The organism is Paenibacillus tarimensis, assembly GCF_021532315.1.
In the GTDB taxonomy this organism is placed as follows: domain Bacteria; phylum Bacillota; class Bacilli; order Paenibacillales; family Paenibacillaceae; genus Paenibacillus_I; species Paenibacillus_I tarimensis.
On sequence record NZ_JAKGAO010000009.1, the window covers coordinates 381,431 to 397,208 of the forward strand.

At 51.9% G+C, this 15,778-nt stretch carries 15 protein-coding genes; 13 read left to right on the forward strand and 2 right to left on the reverse strand.

The annotated features are described in order from the left end of the window. Positions 1–28: 28 nt before the first annotated feature. Positions 29–1,201, reverse strand: coding sequence for an AI-2E family transporter (locus tag L1N82_RS10470; protein ID WP_235287311.1), 1,173 nt, complete (start codon positions 1,199–1,201; stop codon positions 29–31). 207 nt (positions 1,202–1,408) lie between these two features. Here L1N82_RS10470 and L1N82_RS10475 point away from each other — a divergent pair, with 207 nt between their 5' ends. From L1N82_RS10475 to deoC, 3 genes are all read left to right on the forward strand, one after another. After that, entirely contained in the window at positions 1,409–2,833 is a 1,425-nt protein-coding gene (locus tag L1N82_RS10475; protein ID WP_235287312.1) for a polysaccharide deacetylase family protein, read from the forward strand. Positions 2,834–2,950: 117 nt separating this feature from the next. Next, on the forward strand, positions 2,951–3,949 hold the full coding sequence (locus tag L1N82_RS10480; RefSeq protein WP_235287313.1) for a sugar-binding transcriptional regulator: 999 nt from the start codon (positions 2,951–2,953) through the stop codon (positions 3,947–3,949). A gap of 30 nt (positions 3,950–3,979) precedes the next feature. Further along, positions 3,980–4,663: a deoxyribose-phosphate aldolase gene (gene deoC / locus L1N82_RS10485; RefSeq protein WP_235287314.1), complete on the forward strand. Its 684-nt coding sequence runs from the start codon at positions 3,980–3,982 to the stop codon at positions 4,661–4,663. Positions 4,664–4,737: 74 nt separating this feature from the next. On the opposite strand, the gene ilvD is transcribed toward deoC, so the two are convergent. Continuing rightward, positions 4,738–6,408 carry a dihydroxy-acid dehydratase gene (ilvD, locus tag L1N82_RS10490; RefSeq protein ID WP_235287376.1) on the reverse strand — a complete coding sequence of 557 codons (1,671 nt, stop codon included), beginning with the start codon at positions 6,406–6,408 and terminating at the stop codon, positions 4,738–4,740. Positions 6,409–6,702: 294 nt separating this feature from the next. Here ilvD and L1N82_RS10495 point away from each other — a divergent pair, with 294 nt between their 5' ends. The 10 genes from L1N82_RS10495 (at position 6,703) to L1N82_RS10540 (ending at position 15,739) form a co-directional block, all read left to right on the forward strand. Beyond that, positions 6,703–7,008 (forward strand): urease subunit gamma, encoded by a 306-nt coding sequence (locus tag L1N82_RS10495; RefSeq protein ID WP_235287315.1) that lies wholly within the window; start codon positions 6,703–6,705, stop codon positions 7,006–7,008. 52 nt (positions 7,009–7,060) lie between these two features. Beyond that, entirely contained in the window at positions 7,061–7,429 is a 369-nt protein-coding gene (locus L1N82_RS10500; protein WP_235287316.1) for an urease subunit beta, read from the forward strand. After that, entirely contained in the window at positions 7,426–9,138 is a 1,713-nt protein-coding gene (ureC, locus tag L1N82_RS10505; RefSeq protein ID WP_235287317.1) for an urease subunit alpha, read from the forward strand. The genes L1N82_RS10500 and ureC overlap by 4 nt, the downstream gene beginning before the upstream one ends. A gap of 38 nt (positions 9,139–9,176) precedes the next feature. Then, positions 9,177–9,857 (forward strand): urease accessory protein UreF, encoded by a 681-nt coding sequence (locus L1N82_RS10510; RefSeq protein ID WP_235287318.1) that lies wholly within the window; start codon positions 9,177–9,179, stop codon positions 9,855–9,857. A 52-nt stretch (positions 9,858–9,909) separates the two neighbouring features. Next, on the forward strand, positions 9,910–10,590 hold the full coding sequence (gene ureG / locus L1N82_RS10515) for an urease accessory protein UreG (protein ID WP_235287319.1): 681 nt from the start codon (positions 9,910–9,912) through the stop codon (positions 10,588–10,590). Further along, positions 10,562–11,440, forward strand: a complete 879-nt coding sequence (locus tag L1N82_RS10520) for an urease accessory protein UreD (RefSeq protein ID WP_235287320.1) — start codon at positions 10,562–10,564, stop codon at positions 11,438–11,440. Before ureG ends, L1N82_RS10520 begins: the two co-directional genes overlap by 29 nt. A gap of 228 nt (positions 11,441–11,668) precedes the next feature. After that, complete coding sequence (locus L1N82_RS10525; protein WP_235287321.1) at positions 11,669–11,842, forward strand: hypothetical protein; 174 nt, start codon at positions 11,669–11,671, stop codon at positions 11,840–11,842. Between the two features lie 3 nt (positions 11,843–11,845). After that, complete coding sequence (locus tag L1N82_RS10530; RefSeq protein WP_235287322.1) at positions 11,846–12,994, forward strand: GerAB/ArcD/ProY family transporter; 1,149 nt, start codon at positions 11,846–11,848, stop codon at positions 12,992–12,994. After that, the gene (locus tag L1N82_RS10535) at positions 12,960–14,531 is read left to right on the forward strand and encodes a spore germination protein (RefSeq protein ID WP_235287323.1); all 1,572 of its coding nucleotides are present in this window, start codon (positions 12,960–12,962) and stop codon (positions 14,529–14,531) included. Before L1N82_RS10530 ends, L1N82_RS10535 begins: the two co-directional genes overlap by 35 nt. Further along, on the forward strand, positions 14,528–15,739 hold the full coding sequence (locus tag L1N82_RS10540; RefSeq protein ID WP_235287324.1) for a Ger(x)C family spore germination protein: 1,212 nt from the start codon (positions 14,528–14,530) through the stop codon (positions 15,737–15,739). The genes L1N82_RS10535 and L1N82_RS10540 overlap by 4 nt, the downstream gene beginning before the upstream one ends. Positions 15,740–15,778 lie beyond the last annotated feature (39 nt).

Genomic DNA, 15,778 nt, shown 5'->3' on the forward strand with positions numbered 1-15,778 from the left:
GCAGGGCAGCTTCTTTAATTATGGCAGCTTAGTCAGCTGTGGGCGGACTGCTGGGCGGTACGAGGGGTTGACCGGGCATGCCTGGCCTCTCATTCGGCGGGCCGGCAGGGTCGTCATATTCGTCCTTTGGTGCCCGGATCCATCGCTTAAAATATCCCTGATCGTACAATGCCTTGATCAGTATAACGAGAATCGGGGAGATGATGACGCCGCCTACACCAAACAGTGAGAGCGAGATAATCATAAAGACCAGCATGGTATAAGCGGACACGCCAAGTGTATCACCGGTTATCTTGGGCTCCAGAATCTGCCGGGTCAGGATCACGATTAGCAGAATAGCGGAGAGCCAGATTGCAAGAGCTGTATTCCCGACAATGAACAAGTAGATGATCCATGGAATGAACACTGTGGATACGCCGAGCAGCGGCAGCACGTCGGCAATAGCGGACAAGGCGGCAATCATGAACGCATTGTTGACGCCGAGCAGCAGCAGAGCTGCAAGTATGACGACGAAGGTGATCGATATCAGGATAGCCTGCGCCTTCAGGTACCCGCCGATTCCTGCGAGTACATTATCCTTCAGGAAGAAGAACGCCTTCTTGAAGGTATTGGGTGTCTTTAGCTTGGCGGCGCGCTTCCAGCTCTCGATTTCGACACTAAGAAAATAAGCAAGCACAATTCCGATGACGAAGTTAAAGACGAAGGAAGACAGGGAGGACAGAAATCCAACCAGTGAGCTCAGCGCTTCCACGGCTACCCGTTGTCCCCAGGCGGTCACGGTACCGATAATCTGCTGTGACTTGTTTACAAGATCCATATCAGCCGGAAGGGCGCCGATCTGATCCTGAGCCCATGCAATCAGGTTCGTCGCCTGAACGGTCAGCAGCTTTTGATATTCAGGGAGCTTATGGATCAGCTGCGTGATTTCATTGGTGAGCAGTATACCAGCCCCGATAAAGGCGCTGAGGATAACCATACTGAAGAACAGGATAGATATAGCAGAAGCCAGTGATTTTTTGATCCCGATCCGGCTCAGCCACCTAGCAAGCGGCTCAATGCAGAGGAAGATCACAAATGACATGAATACAGGTGTTGCGATCCGGTACAGAAAACTGAAGGCATACATAATGAGCCAGACTGTTAAAGCAATTAGCGCAATATCAAATGCGGTACGCCAGTATTTCTGGTAGAACGTGATCATTGAGGTTCTCCTTTGGACATGGTTATATTTGGTGATCTAAACGTATACACTTCGTTATATGTAAGGTTACCCGCTAATTTTGATTGTACTATAGAATTAAAAATATGCCTATTTCTTAATGCATTATGATACAATAGTTTAAGTTGGGCATCTAGCGGAGACGCTCAGAGGAGAGCGTACATAACGAGATAGCGGGGAAGCGACAATATGGAGAACTTACTGCTGTGGGGATTTTACCTCCTGACATTTTACGCCTTTCTTCCTGGCTTTATCAGCAGAACCTTCGGATTTAGGGTCTTCAAGAAAGGCCGGGCAGAACAGGAAATCGCCCTGACATTTGATGATGGGCCTGATCCGGTTTATACACCAATGCTGCTTGATTTGCTGAAGCGTTTTGATGCAAAGGCGACCTTTTTTGTGGTAGGAGCCAATGCTGAACGCCATCCCGAGCTGCTGAAGCGGATGAAGGACGAAGGGCATATCGTTGGAATTCATAATTACGTACATAAGACGAACTGGCTGATGAGACCCTCTACGGTTAAGAAGCAGATTCAGCGCACGAGTGAAATAATTGAAGCCGCCACGGGGGAACGTCCCATTTATTACCGGCCGCCTTGGGGCATTGTCAATCTTTTTGATTTCTCTAATATGGGTTACCTGCAAATTATTTTGTGGTCATGCATGTTTGGGGACTGGCGAAACCGGGTTGGGGCAGAGCGGCTGACCAAGCGAATGATGAAGAAGCTTAGGCCGGGAGAGGTATTACTGCTGCATGATTGCGGTACGACGTTTTTAGCGGACCATGATGCTCCTGTCCAAATGCTAACTGCACTGGAAGCTTACATGACTGCAGGCCGGGAGCAGGGATACCGCTTTGTGTCGATTGACCAGATGATTGAGCTGACTGATAACGCTTCTGACCATGCGGGCAAGAGAGCCTTGTCCGCTTCAACTAAAACAAAGCTCAGCATCTGGAAACGGGCTGCTATCAGCCTATGGATCGGCTGGGAGAAATGCTTCCGGGTAATGTTCAAAGTGGAAAGAATCGGGACAGGAGATTCCATCTTCCACTACCGGATATGTCCATATCACGGTGAGCCGCTGAAGCTGGCTGACGGCCGTATCATCCGAAATAATGACCGCGTGATCGAGCTGCATTTCGACAACCGCAAGCTGCTTCATGTCATGATGAATTCCCGTTCGGTGCTTCAGAGCGCCATCCAGCTGATTAGGGAAGTTGAACAGTCCCTGCCCAAGCTGGCTGTACATATGGCTGGCCGCAAGGAGTTTGATGGTGTGAGCGGTCTCTATGGCATCAGTATGATACACCGGGGGTCGGAATCGTTCGGCTTCAGTGTCCTTGATCTTCCCAAGGGGCTGTTTAATATATTAACCCGGTTCTATCTGCGGCTTCTATTGCGTGTACTGCACCCAGGAGGAGGCAAGCGTGTGTCGAACAAGAAGGGGACACTCATCCCGCGTATTATTGCGATGTCGATGGACGAATTTCATAAGCGGTACGACCCGCCGACGACGCCTGACCGCCAGTGGACAAGACCGCCTATTGAGCTGGCAGCAAAGCCATTAAGAGCATACGAAGCTGACAAAGCCGCCGGGGAAGTTACGCCTTGAGCGGCTTTTTTTTCGCCCATTGTAGAACAGATGTTAAATTTATGACTTTACAAAATTTCTTAATTTATTCATACTATATGGGAGGAAAATGTCAAGAAGGCGGCTACTGTAGGGAGGATGACGCAGACCAAAGTGGGTAAAGAACTAACTTGGGACAAGCAGGAGGACAAGCAGGCTAAAGTCGTAGATGCGGCACGCATGTACTATGAGCTGGATTACAGCCAGCAAGATATTGCCAAGCGTCTTGGCGTATCGCGCCCGACTGTATCCAGGCTGCTTCAGCTTGCCAAGGAGGAAGGTATTGTACAGATCCGGATTGTTGATCCGAAGGAGAACAGCGGGATTACGGCGAGACGGCTGGAGGAGAAGTTTCAGTTAAAGAAAGCGGTAGTAGTGCCGGTTCCTGACGATGAAGAGGCTGTTATTAAGCGGTATCTGGGCGAGGCCGCAGCTGCTTACTTGAGGGAAATCGTCAAGGACGGGGATATTATTGCCACGACATGGGGAACAACACTATATCAGGTGGCCGTTCACTTGAAACCCAAGCATGTCCGGAATGTGAAAGTCGTGCAATTGAATGGAGGAGTCAGCCATTCTGAGACCGATACATACGCACACCAGATTGTTCAGCTGTTTGGCAAGGCTTTTCAGACAACGCCTTATTTCATTCCGCTGCCGGCTATTGTCGATCACGCGGTCGTAAAGCATGCCATTGAGGCTGACCGCCATATCCGTAATATTCTGGAGCTTGGCCAGCGTGCTAATATTGCGATAGTTACCGTGGGAGCGCCTACTGATGATTCCCTATTAATTAAAGCGAATTATTTTACGGAGGATGATCTCGCGGTTATCTATGAGCATGGAGCAGGAGATATTTGCTCCCGGTATATCGATGCGGATGGTGTTCTCTGCAGCGTGGAGCTGGACAACCGAACTATTGGCATTACACTGGATGAGCTGAGAAAGAAAGAACAGTCTATCCTGGTAGCGGGCGGTATGTCTAAGGTGAATGCGGTATACGGCGCCCTCAGAGGCAGATACACGAATGTTCTGGTTACGGATCAGTATACGGCAGACAGTTTGTTAAAGCGGGAAGAAAGAGCGACGACAATATAAATTCATGATAATAGAAGGAGAGTGTATACGATGAACCAACCAATTCCTACCCAGGAGATTGCTGCTTATATTGACCATACCCTGTTAAAGCCGCAGAGTACCCTCGAGGAGATTACACAGCTTTGTGAAGAGGCGAAGACCCATCAATTTGCAACGGTATGTGTGAATCCGTTCTGGGTGCCCGAAGCAGCACTGCAGCTTGCCGGCTCAGGCGTGGGTATTACAACGGTCGTTGGTTTCCCGCTTGGGGCAACCTCGACTTTTGCCAAGATGGCGGAAGCCAGAGATGCTATCGCAGGGGGAGCCACTGAAATTGACATGGTACTGAACGTGGGTGCTCTGAAGTCGGGCATGGATGATGTTGTAGAGGCCGACGTATCGGGAGTGGTGGGCATGTGCCGCGGCCGTGCAGCCGTTAAGGTCATTCTGGAGACCGGGCTGCTGACCGATGAGGAGAAAGTAAGAGCGTGTCTGATCTGCAAGGCGGCAGGAGCCGATTATGTCAAAACATCAACAGGCTTCGGACCTGGTCAAGCGACGGTAGAGGACATCTCTCTTATGCGCCGTACGGTCGGACCTGATATGGGTGTCAAAGCATCGGGCGGGGTAAGAGACATGGCATCTGTACAGGCCATGATCGCAGCAGGCGCCACACGTATTGGTACCAGTTCTGGTGTAATCATTATGTCTGGTGGTCAGGGCCAAGGTTATTAATCGTTCCAGGACTCTATAACACAAAAAAAACTGCCCCTTACATCGATAGTATCGATTAAGGGGCAGTTGCTGTATTAGATCTTCATTACGCCGCCCATGCTGGCGTTAGTAACCAGATGGGAGTAACGAGCCAGATAGCCGCGGCGGATCTTAGGCTCGAAGCCTTTCCACTGTGCCTTGCGGGCAGCCAGCTCCTCATCGCTGACCAATACGTTCATGGTACGGTTGTTCAGATCCAGTTCAACGATGTCACCGTCCTGCACGAAGGCAATTGGACCGCCTTCAGCAGCCTCAGGAGAAACGTGACCGATACTGATACCGCGGGATGCACCGGAGAAACGGCCGTCCGTTACAAGGCCGACCTTCGCACCAAGACCCATGCCCACGATCTGGGAAGTTGGGGCAAGCATTTCCGGCATACCCGGGCCGCCTTTCGGACCCTCGTAGCGGATAATAACAACATGTCCTTCCTGAATCTTGCCGCCTGCAATGCCGGCAAGCGCTTCGTCCTGGGAATCGAAGCAGATCGCAGGACCTTTATGGTAGCCGCCTACCGACTTATCGACTGCACCTACCTTGATAATTGCACCCTCAGGTGCAATATTGCCGAACAATACAGCCAGTCCGCCGCGCTCGCTGTGCGGGTTGTCCAGCGTATGGATAACATCCGTATCCTTGATTTCCTGGCCCTGTACATTCTCGCGGAGTGTTTTGCCAGTTACCGTTATACAATCCCCGTTAATAGCCCCAGGCTTCTTCAGCAGTTCGTTAAGAACAGCAGATACGCCGCCGGCATTGTGCACGTCTTCAATATGATAATCCGATGCCGGAGCGATCTTCGCCAGGTGCGGTACGCGCTCGGCTACCTCGTTGATACGAGATATCGGGTATTCAAAGCCGGCTTCATGAGCCAACGCAAGCGTGTGAAGAACCGTGTTGGTTGAACCGCCCATTGCCATATCAAGCGCAAATGCATTGTCGATAGCGTCCTTCGTAACGATATCACGCGGCTTCAGGTCCAGCTTGATCAGCTCCATGAGCTGGCGAGCTGATTGCTTAACAAAATCACGGCGTTCAGGAGCAACTGCCAGGATTGTGCCGTTGCCTGGAAGGGCAAGGCCAAGCGCCTCTGCGAGACAGTTCATGGAGTTCGCTGTGAACATGCCGGAGCAGGATCCGCAAGTCGGGCAGCCGTACTGCTCAAGCTCCTGAAGACCTGCCTCGTCAATCTTGCCAGCCTGGAAAGCGCCTACGCCTTCAAACACGCTGGAGAGAGAGATGGAGCGGCCGTCGGAGGTTTTGCCTGCCTTCATCGGTCCGCCGCTGACGAATACGGTCGGAATGTTGACGCGGAGTGCTCCCATCATCATGCCCGGGGTGATCTTGTCGCAGTTCGGAATACAAACCATGCCGTCGAACCAGTGTGCATTGACGACGGTTTCAACGGAATCTGCGATAATCTCGCGGCTTGCGAGCGAATAACGCATGCCGATATGGCCCATTGCGATGCCGTCATCGACGCCAATTGTATTGAATTCAAAAGGAACACCGCCGGCCTCACGGATCGCTTCCTTAACCAGCTTGCCGAATTCCTGAAGATGCACGTGACCGGGTACGATGTCAATGTATGAGTTGCAGACCGCGATAAACGGCTTGCCAAAGTCCTCTTCCTTAACGCCTGCAGCCCGAAGCAGACTGCGGTGCGGGGCTCTGTCGAACCCTTTCTTGATCATATCGGATCTCATTTTATTAGCCGCCAAGATGTTCCCTCCCTGTTCTTGTACATGCCTATTATTTTATCATAAGCCCGACCCATTTGCTAGGGATTTAAAAGACCTTGTCGTTTTCTGGCGAATAAAGCTAGGCCGGCCTCCTCGGAAGAGATTGATACGAAGAAACATATGAACGATGGATTCCCACTGCAAGAAAGCACATAAACAAAACTCTAACATGTAAGGTAAACTGACATCTTAGGTTTACTTAGTTGACAAATGGAGCTATAATAGCTGTAGAAAAATTAGCCAACAGGAGTGGGAGCTATGCAGCTGACCGAACGGGAGAAAGAGAAATTACTGGTTACTATTGCCGCCGATCTCGCAAGGCGGCGACTTGGCAGGGGTGTGAAGCTAAACTACCCGGAATGTGTGGCCCTGATTACCTCTGAAATTCTTGAGGGTGCCCGGGATGGGATGAGTGTAGCTGAGTTAATGGAATACGGTACAAGGATTTTAAGCCCTGAACAGGTCATGGAGGGTGTGCCTGCCATGATTCATGAAGTCCAGGTGGAAGCCACCTTTCCGGATGGGACTAAGCTTGTAACTATTCATCATCCGATTGCCGGATAGCATGTGAGTATTCTTAACTAGATGGATAAGCAGCCGGAGGGAGCGTGCAGCAGTGATACCAGGGGAATACAGAGTAGAGGATGGAGAAATTGAGCTTAACGCCGGCCGGAATTGGATGGAGCTGGTGGTTGTCAATACGGGAGACCGGCCTGTACAGGTCGGTTCGCATTATCATTTCTTTGAAGTGAACAGGGGTCTGAAATTTGACCGTGAAGCCGCTTTTGGCATGCGTCTTGATATACCAGCGGGCACCGCTGTCCGGTTTGAGCCGGGTGAGGAGAAGCCGGTTCGGCTGACGGAGATCGGAGGCGCCAGGCGGGCTTACGGGCTGAATAATTTGAGCCGGGGGGAAGCGCGCAGCGGCGGGATGAGCGATGAAGTCCGTCAGCGGCTGACTGTATGGAAAGGGGCCGGGTCATGAGCAGGATGGACAGGAAGAGCTACGCGCAGATGTTCGGGCCTACAACTGGTGACGCCGTCCGTCTTGCAGATACGGAGCTTTGGGCGGAGATCGAGCGGGACTATACAGTTTATGGAGATGAGTGCAAGTTCGGCGGAGGCAAGGTTATCCGTGATGGCATGGGACAGTCAAGCGGCGCTCTTCACCGCGATGGCGTGCTCGATACGCTGATTACGAACGCAGTCATTATCGATCATTGGGGAATCGTAAAAGCGGACATCGGTATCCGCGATGGTCATATTGTCGGAATTGGCAAGGGGGGAAACCCGGATCTGATGGATGGAGTCGACGCCAACATGGTTGTAGGGGCGGGGACCGAAGTCATTGCGGCTGAAGGTAAAATTGTTACGGCGGGCGGTATTGACGCGCATATTCATTTTATCTGCCCGCAGCAGATCGAGACGGCACTTTCCTCAGGTGTTACAACGATGATTGGCGGAGGCACGGGGCCAGCAACAGGTACGAATGCAACCACCTGCACGCCGGGACCGTGGCATCTCCGGCGGATGCTTGAAGCTGCGGAGGCTTTCCCGATGAATCTCGGTTTTACCGGGAAGGGCAATGCCTCCTTTACGGGACCGTTGATTGAACAGATAGAAGCAGGGGCGATCGGTCTTAAGCTTCACGAGGATTGGGGCACTACGCCGGCAGCTATTGATGCTTGTCTCCAGGCAGCTGACCAGTATGACGTTCAGGTGGCCATTCATACGGATACGCTGAATGAAGCCGGTTTTTTGGAGGATACACTTGAGGCAATTGGCGGGCGAACGATACATACCTATCACACGGAGGGGGCCGGCGGGGGGCATGCGCCCGACATTATCCGTGCGGCGTCCCAGGTAAACGTACTGCCTTCTTCGACGAATCCGACACGGCCATTTACGGTGAATACAATTGAAGAGCATCTGGATATGCTCATGGTCTGTCATCACCTGGACAGCCGGATTCCGGAGGATGTTGCGTTTGCGGATTCCCGAATCAGGCCGGAGACCATTGCGGCGGAAGATATTTTGCACGATATGGGCGTATTCAGCATGATCAGCTCGGATTCTCAGGCGATGGGCAGGGTGGGCGAGGTTATTATCCGTACCTGGCAGACGGCTGACAAGATGAAGCGTCAGCGCGGTCCGCTTGCGCCTGATACCAAGAGTGACAATTTCCGGATTAAGAGATACGTGGCAAAATATACGATCAATCCGGCAATCACGCATGGTGTATCCCATATTGTGGGCTCGCTGGAGCCTGGTAAGTTCGCCGATCTGGTTATCTGGAACCCGATGTTCTTTGGGGTAAAGCCGGATTTGGTGCTGAAGGGGGGCAGTATTGCCTATGCGCAGATGGGAGATCCGAATGCGTCGATACCCACGCCCCAGCCGGTTTACGGCCGGCCCATGTTCGCCTCCTTCGGCAAGCTGCTGACGAGCAGCTCCATTACCTTCGTGTCCCGCGCGGCATATGAGAAGGGGATCCATGAAGAGCTTGGACTGCGGAAGCGGGTTGAACCTATCCGAGGGTGCCGGGGAATAACGAAGAAGGATATGATCCTCAATGATGCAACGCCGAGTATTGAGGTGGACCCGGAAACCTACCAGGTTAAGGTGGATGGAGAGCTGTGTACTTGCGAGCCGGCCGAGGTCGTCCCGATGGCGCAGCGGTATTTTCTGTTTTGACAGAGAGGCAGCTAGACGAGCGGGAAGGGGGAAGGCGTATGATTCCGTGGCTGGCTATGCAGCAGCTGCTGGATTCGGCACTGCCGATCGGCGGGTTCTCTCATTCCTTCGGTCTGGAGACTCTGGTGCAAGAAGGGCGAATTAATACGGTTGCAGAGCTGGAACAGTATGCTGGTGCGATGCTGCTGCAGAGCTGGGCAACAAGTGATGCCATGATCATCAAGGCCGTATATGAATGGGAAGAGGCAGGCTGGGAGCGTGTATGGGCCATAGAGAGGCTGGTTCATCTCCAGCGGATTGGAGCAGAATCCCGTACAGGTGTCGAGAAAATGGGCCGGAGAATGATGCAGCTGGCGGTTAGTGTCCACTCGGATCTGGACTGGGAGCCGCTTAGGGAGGCGGCCGCGGCAGGACGATGCTTTGCCTCGCATCCGCTTGTTCACGGGATCGCCTGTCTGAGACTGGGTGTATCGCTTGAACAGGCCGTCCAGGGATATCTGTATACTTGTATTGTGACCTGTGTCAACAGCGCCCTGCGCCTCATGTCGATGGGGCAGACAGAAGGACAGAAGCTGATCGCAAGGCTTACTCCGCGTACGGCGGAAGCTTGGCGCCTGGTCGAGCGTTTGAGGCCAGAGGAAGCCTATACCAATATGCCGATGTCTGAGCTTGCGATGATCCGTCATGAAACACTCTATTCTCGGTTGTTTATGTCATAAACGATAGAAGGGCAACGCAGCAATACCAATAATAGCACAGGGGGAATGCACAATGTGTCAAGGTCAAGGGCATCATCATCAGGAATGGGAGCGTCCGGAGCTAGACCGGTCGAGGCCGGTTCGCATCGGTATCGGAGGTCCTGTAGGCTCCGGCAAGACGGCGCTTGTTGAGCGTATCGCCAAAGCGCTCAGCGCCAAATACAATATGGCCGTCATTACGAATGATATCTATACAAAGGAAGATGCTCGTATCCTGCTTCACACGGGATGCTTGCCGGAGGAGCGCATTATCGGCGTGGAAACGGGCGGCTGCCCTCACACGGCAATCCGCGAGGATGCTTCCATGAACTTCGAGGCGGTTGAGGAGCTTGAAGCCCGGTTTGGTGATCTTGATTTTATTCTGATTGAAAGCGGCGGGGATAACCTGGCAGCGGCCTTCAGTCCGGAGCTGGTGGACCGGTTCATCTATATTATTGACGTGGCTCAAGGGGAGAAAATTCCGCGTAAAGGCGGACCGGGCATTATGCGTTCGGATCTGCTGCTCGTTAACAAGATTGATCTGGCTCCCTATGTAGGTGCCAGTCTCGAGGTTATGGAAGAGGATACGAAGAAGATGCGCGGCGACCGTCCGTACATTTTCTCTAACCTGCACGGCGGTGAAGGCGTTGACCGGATCATGCATTGGATTGAGCATGAACTCCAGCATGCCCAAGGCATTACCCATTCCCACTAAGCAGCAGCGGGAAGAGAAGGCTTCCCGTACTTCCTTCCTGCGGGCGGAGTTTGAACAGCGGGGCGGAACAACGGTCATGACTGGCAAATATCAGACCGCTCCAATCAAAATCGCCAAAACGTTCGATTACAGCGGGGAGCTTGCGGCCATTGTCATGGATGCCTCACCAGGCATGCTGGAGGGTGATACCTATCGGTTTGATTGGCGGGCTGGACCAGGAACTTCTGTCTATGTGACCAACCAGAGCTATACGAAGGTACACCCCTGTGGGGATGGAAGTGGGGCTGTTATGCAGCAGCGCTTCAAGGTGGAGGACGGAGCATTAATGCAGAGCATGATGGAGCCGATTATGCTCTACCGTGACGCTGACCTGATGAATGATTCGGAGGTACAGCTCGGATGTGGAGCGGTATGGATGCAGGCAGAGGTGTTGAGTCCGGGCCGGCTGCTCCGCGGAGAATCGTTCCTCTACCGGAAGCTGGATAACCGTCTCAAGGTTTATCATGGGGATGAGCTGGTCTTTTATCAGCGGCAGCTGATAGAACCTGGCTTGCAACAGCTTGAGGCGCCTGGAGCGTGGGAAGGACAGACTCACTTTGGCACTCTCTATGCCTTCTCTGACCGGATCAATCCCGGCTGGCTCGCAACAGCCCGGGAAGTCTTGGATAAGCCGCTTCAGGCAGCCGGAGAACATCCCGTTCTGGCAGGAGCAAGCTTGACAAGCAAGCACGGCCTGGCAGTGCTGGCTGCAGGCCGTACAGCCTGGCAGCTGCAAAAGACGCTGCGTGCCGTATGGACTGCTCTGCGGCAGGAGCAGCTTCAAGCACCGCCGCTACGGGTGCTGCAATAGAATATGCCTCCGATTTAGGCAGAACACAGACTGTCCCGATGTATTCATTCGGGCAGTCTTTTTTGTGTTTGCGGGCATCCGCCTTAATGCTGCGAAATATCCGCACTTCTGCAGGCGCGGAATGGAAAATGCAGTTTATGCTCACACTACGAGATATTGGATGGAATAAGGTGATGACCGGTGGTTTCATTAGTGACCGTTCTGCTGCTCCTGCTTTTAATATCTGGTATGGCTGTCTTAGATGCATTCATCTACAAGCTACCGATTATGGAGGCTGTGGAGATGCTCTGGATAGATAATCTGTTCAAAGGTGAAATGCTTCTGCTGCTTTATATACCGGCTATACTCGTGTGCGCTATAGTGATTGACTTCAGACGCTGGCGTGCAAGGAAGGAGGAGTGACGTATGCATTCTCCGCTGCTGGAGCGGATTTCCATATTGCAGCAGTTCGTTCTTATATTCCTGTTTCAGGTGGGGTCAGCTATTGTTGTAGGGGCTGGCGCTGCCGATGCCAAACAGGATCTGTGGATTGCTGAAATTGTGGCCTGTGCGATTGGGCTTATACTTGTCGTAATTTACGTTTATATTCTTCGTCTCAAGCCGGGATATGATCTCTATGATATTTTGTCTTTGGTCTTCGGCAGATGGCCGGGACGGCTGCTTGCGGTTCTTTACATCCTGTATTTCTTTTATATATCGGCCCGTGTTTTACGCGATTTTACCGAGCTCCTCATCATTGATGTCCTGCCGGAAACACCATTGGAAATTGTGACGCTGCTGTTTATTCTGACGGTGATCTACATGGTTTATATGGGGATTGAGGTGCTGGGCAGAATGTCAGAGACCTTTGTGCCGTATTTTATTACCTTTGTCCTGCTTATTACGTTATTTTTAATATTCGGTCAAGATATCAGTGTTGAGAATTTGCTGCCGGTATTAGGGGATGGGTGGGAGCCCGTGCTGAAGGTGGTCTTCCCTGAGCTGGTAACCTTTCCTTACGGTGAGACTGTTGTTCTCATGATTATTATGGCCCACACCACCCATCCCCGCTACATGCCGCTCACTGCCCTGCTTGCGACCGTATTGTCAGGCTCAGTGCTTTCGTACCATGCCTTCTTAATGATTGCTGTGCTCGGCGGGGATATGGTAGCCAGGTCGACCTTCCCTTTGCTTAGTGTTGTAAGGGAAGTCTCCATTGCCAACTTTATTGAGCGGCTGGATGCGCTTGTTGTTTTTATTATGATGGTCGGCATTTTTGTAAAAGTCAGCCTGTTTTTCTATGGCGGCTTAAAAGGCCTTGAATTTCTCACCCGCATCCCCTTCCGGCATTTTGTCCTTCCCTGCGGTTTGATGGTAGGCTTTCTGTCGATCATTATTGCCGCCAATTTTGCGGAGCATATCGAAGAAGGAGTGCAAATCGTGCCTTTATTCTTTCATGTTCCTTTCCAAATTATAATACCGGTGCTGCTGCTTGCCGTACTGCTCATACAACGCTGGAGGCAGAGGAGGGTGAAGCGTCATGGGTTCAGGGGAACGTTACAGAAGTGGAAGTGAGCTGCCGTTAACGGGTAATCTTGATGAATGCCGTGAGGAAATGACTGAACTTTTTGGTGAAACCAAGGATCTAAGGATGGAGGATCTGCAGATTGGACAGAAGCAGGCCATGCTTCTCTACCTGCTCACCATCACGGATGCACAGCTGCTCACTGAACGGGTACTGCAGCCGATAGGGCGGCTTCCTGTCGAACAATCGGTTGCAAGTGTTGATGAGTTTGAGCAGCTCTGTGCAAAAATGTTAGGCGGATCTGCTCACGTAATCCTTCACACGAACCAGGATGCTGTTCAGAAGATCCTCGAAGGCTTCAGTGTGATAGTTATGGAAGGAGTTTCTGCTGCAGTCGCTATATTCACCGAAGGGGGCGGCAAGAGGGGGATACAGGAGCCGACCACCCAGACAATAGTGAAAGGGCCTAAGGACGGCTTCGTGGAGGATCTGCGGACCAATCTTAGCTTGCTGCGCAAGCGGATCAGGAATCACAAGCTTCGGATCGAGACATTCACGATTGGCACAGACACAGGCACTAATGTCTGCCTGATCTATATGAAGGGAATAGCGAATGAAGGTATAGTGGAGGAGGCTCGGAAGCGGCTGCAGGATATCCGCACGAATGCTGTCTTTGAGACAGGGAACATCGAGGAATTTATCGCGGATAAGACGATAACGCCGTTTCCGACCGTTTACAGTACGGAACGTCCCGATGCTGTCTCGGCTCATTTGGTATCCGGCAAGGCTGCCATCGTAGTGGATGGTACGCCGTTTGTAATTACGCTTCCAACTGTCTTTAATGATTTTATGATCGCACCGGAGGATTACTACCAGTCCTTCATGATGGGCAGCTTCCTCCGACTGATCCGGTATCTGTCCTTCATGTTCGCGCTAATGCTGCCGTCCCTGTATGTGTCGGTCATTACTTATCATCATGAGCTGATTCCCACGCCGTTGTTGATCTCTGTGATTTCACAGAGGGAAGGTGTCCCCTTCCCCGCTGTCGTGGAAGCTTTTCTCATGGAGGTAACCTTTGAAATCTTGCGGGAAGCGGGGGTGCGGATGCCCCGGGCAGTGGGTGGAACCATCTCGATTGTAGGCGGTCTGGTAATTGGCCAGGCTGCTGTGGAGGCAGGAATTATCTCCAACACAATGGTAATAGTCGTGGCTCTGACCGCGATATCAAGCTTCGTTGCCCCCTACTATATATTCTCGATCAGCTCCAGACTGCTTCGCTTCGGGCTTATTGTGCTGGGCGGTGTTTTTGGTCTGTATGGTGTGTTCCTGGGGCTTATGGTGATGGTTGGTCATCTCTGCGGACTCCGTTCCTTTGGGGTGCCTTATCTGGCACCTATCGCTCCCTTCATTATGAAGGATCAGAAGGATATCTTTATCCGCCTTCCGGTATGGGCCTCCAAGCTGCGGCCGCAGATGCTGAAGCCCGACAGCGCCGTGAAGCAGCAGGAAAGTGAATCGCCTTCACCGCCTCCGGTATATCCTTCAGAACGAAGAGGAAAGCGTAAAAGTAAAGGTGATCAACCATGAATAGACACGGTATACTGCTGCCTCTCTTGCTTTTGTCATTAATTTGCCAGACAGGGTGCTGGGACCGGCGGGAAGTTAACGAAGTGTCGGTTGTTACCGGGATGGCAATTGATACGGGTGAGGAGATGAAATATAGACTTACGGTCGAGGTGATTAACAGCCCGGAGCTGAACCAGCAGCAGGGCGGAGCAGCGGCACCGGCAATTGTTTATTGGAGAGAGGGGCATACGATTGCCGAGCTTGCGCAAAAAATGAATACCGGGTTGACCCGGGATCTAGTCTTTTCCCATATGCGCCTGCTCGTCATCAGTCTGGATGTTGCGCGTGAAGGGTTGTTTGATTTCTTGGACTACTTGGAACGAAGCCGGGAAATCCGAAATGATTTTGAGATTATTCTGGCACGTAAGGGGAAGGCTGCTGATGTCCTGCAAATCACGTATCCGGTTCAGAAGGTGCCTTCCATAAAGCTGAATACGCAGATGCAGACGCTCAAGCGGGAGTGGGGCGGAGATCCGGATATCAGGCTGAAGGACATCGTTAATTCCCTAATGTCACCCGGACGTGAACCGGTAATGTCGATAGTCAAAATACGCGGCTCTGCAGAGGAAGGAAAGTCAGTCAGCAATATGGAGAAAGTAACTCCGGACGCACTTGTCTTCATGGACGGACTTGCCATATTCAAGGAGGACAAGTATGTTGGCTCCCTGCCAGTTGAGGCTATACCCTACGTGCTGCTTGCGGATAATAAGCTCAGGGAGACCGTTATTTCAGCTGCCTGCAGAGAGAATGCGAGTGAGCGGTTTACGGTCGACTTGAAAGATACGCGCGCAAAAATAAAGATGGCAGTGAAAGATGACATACCGCAGATCCACCTGGGTATTGAGGTTGAAGGGCAGATTGATGGGACGGAATGTGCGGATGACCTGAGCAAGAAGAAGGTTTACCAAGCTTATGAGAGCAGAACAGAGACTGTGCTTGCTCAGCGGTTGAAGGATGTAATTGTGCTGGTCCAGACGCGATATGGAAGTGATATTTTTGGTTTCGGGGAGGAGATGAACAGGCAGCAACATGATTATTTCCAGAGAGTGAAGGGACGCTGGAATATTCAATTCAGCAAGGCAGCTGTCTCTGTCAAGGTCAATGCGAAGCTTCGCAGGGCTGGACTAGTAACCAACACATTCAAGGCCGTGGAGCAAAAAGAAGGATGACAAACGAGGATCCGACCAAATAGCCTAAAATCTTCCTCA

Excerpts from the sequence above, each read along its gene's own strand:
- L1N82_RS10470 (WP_235287311.1), bottom strand. The coding sequence starts at position 1,201 with ATGATCACGTTCTACCAGAAATACTGGCGTACCGCATTTGATATTGCG.
- L1N82_RS10475 (WP_235287312.1), top strand. The coding sequence starts at position 1,409 with ATGGAGAACTTACTGCTGTGGGGATTTTACCTCCTGACATTTTACGCC.
- L1N82_RS10480 (WP_235287313.1), top strand. The coding sequence starts at position 2,951 with ATGACGCAGACCAAAGTGGGTAAAGAACTAACTTGGGACAAGCAGGAG.
- deoC (WP_235287314.1), top strand. The coding sequence starts at position 3,980 with ATGAACCAACCAATTCCTACCCAGGAGATTGCTGCTTATATTGACCAT.
- ilvD (WP_235287376.1), bottom strand. The coding sequence starts at position 6,408 with ATGAGATCCGATATGATCAAGAAAGGGTTCGACAGAGCCCCGCACCGC.
- L1N82_RS10495 (WP_235287315.1), top strand. The coding sequence starts at position 6,703 with ATGCAGCTGACCGAACGGGAGAAAGAGAAATTACTGGTTACTATTGCC.
- ureC (WP_235287317.1), top strand. The coding sequence starts at position 7,426 with ATGAGCAGGATGGACAGGAAGAGCTACGCGCAGATGTTCGGGCCTACA.
- L1N82_RS10510 (WP_235287318.1), top strand. The coding sequence starts at position 9,177 with ATGATTCCGTGGCTGGCTATGCAGCAGCTGCTGGATTCGGCACTGCCG.
- ureG (WP_235287319.1), top strand. The coding sequence starts at position 9,910 with ATGTGTCAAGGTCAAGGGCATCATCATCAGGAATGGGAGCGTCCGGAG.
- L1N82_RS10520 (WP_235287320.1), top strand. The coding sequence starts at position 10,562 with ATGCCCAAGGCATTACCCATTCCCACTAAGCAGCAGCGGGAAGAGAAG.
- L1N82_RS10525 (WP_235287321.1), top strand. The coding sequence starts at position 11,669 with ATGGCTGTCTTAGATGCATTCATCTACAAGCTACCGATTATGGAGGCT.
- L1N82_RS10530 (WP_235287322.1), top strand. The coding sequence starts at position 11,846 with ATGCATTCTCCGCTGCTGGAGCGGATTTCCATATTGCAGCAGTTCGTT.
- L1N82_RS10535 (WP_235287323.1), top strand. The coding sequence starts at position 12,960 with ATGGGTTCAGGGGAACGTTACAGAAGTGGAAGTGAGCTGCCGTTAACG.
- L1N82_RS10540 (WP_235287324.1), top strand. The coding sequence starts at position 14,528 with ATGAATAGACACGGTATACTGCTGCCTCTCTTGCTTTTGTCATTAATT.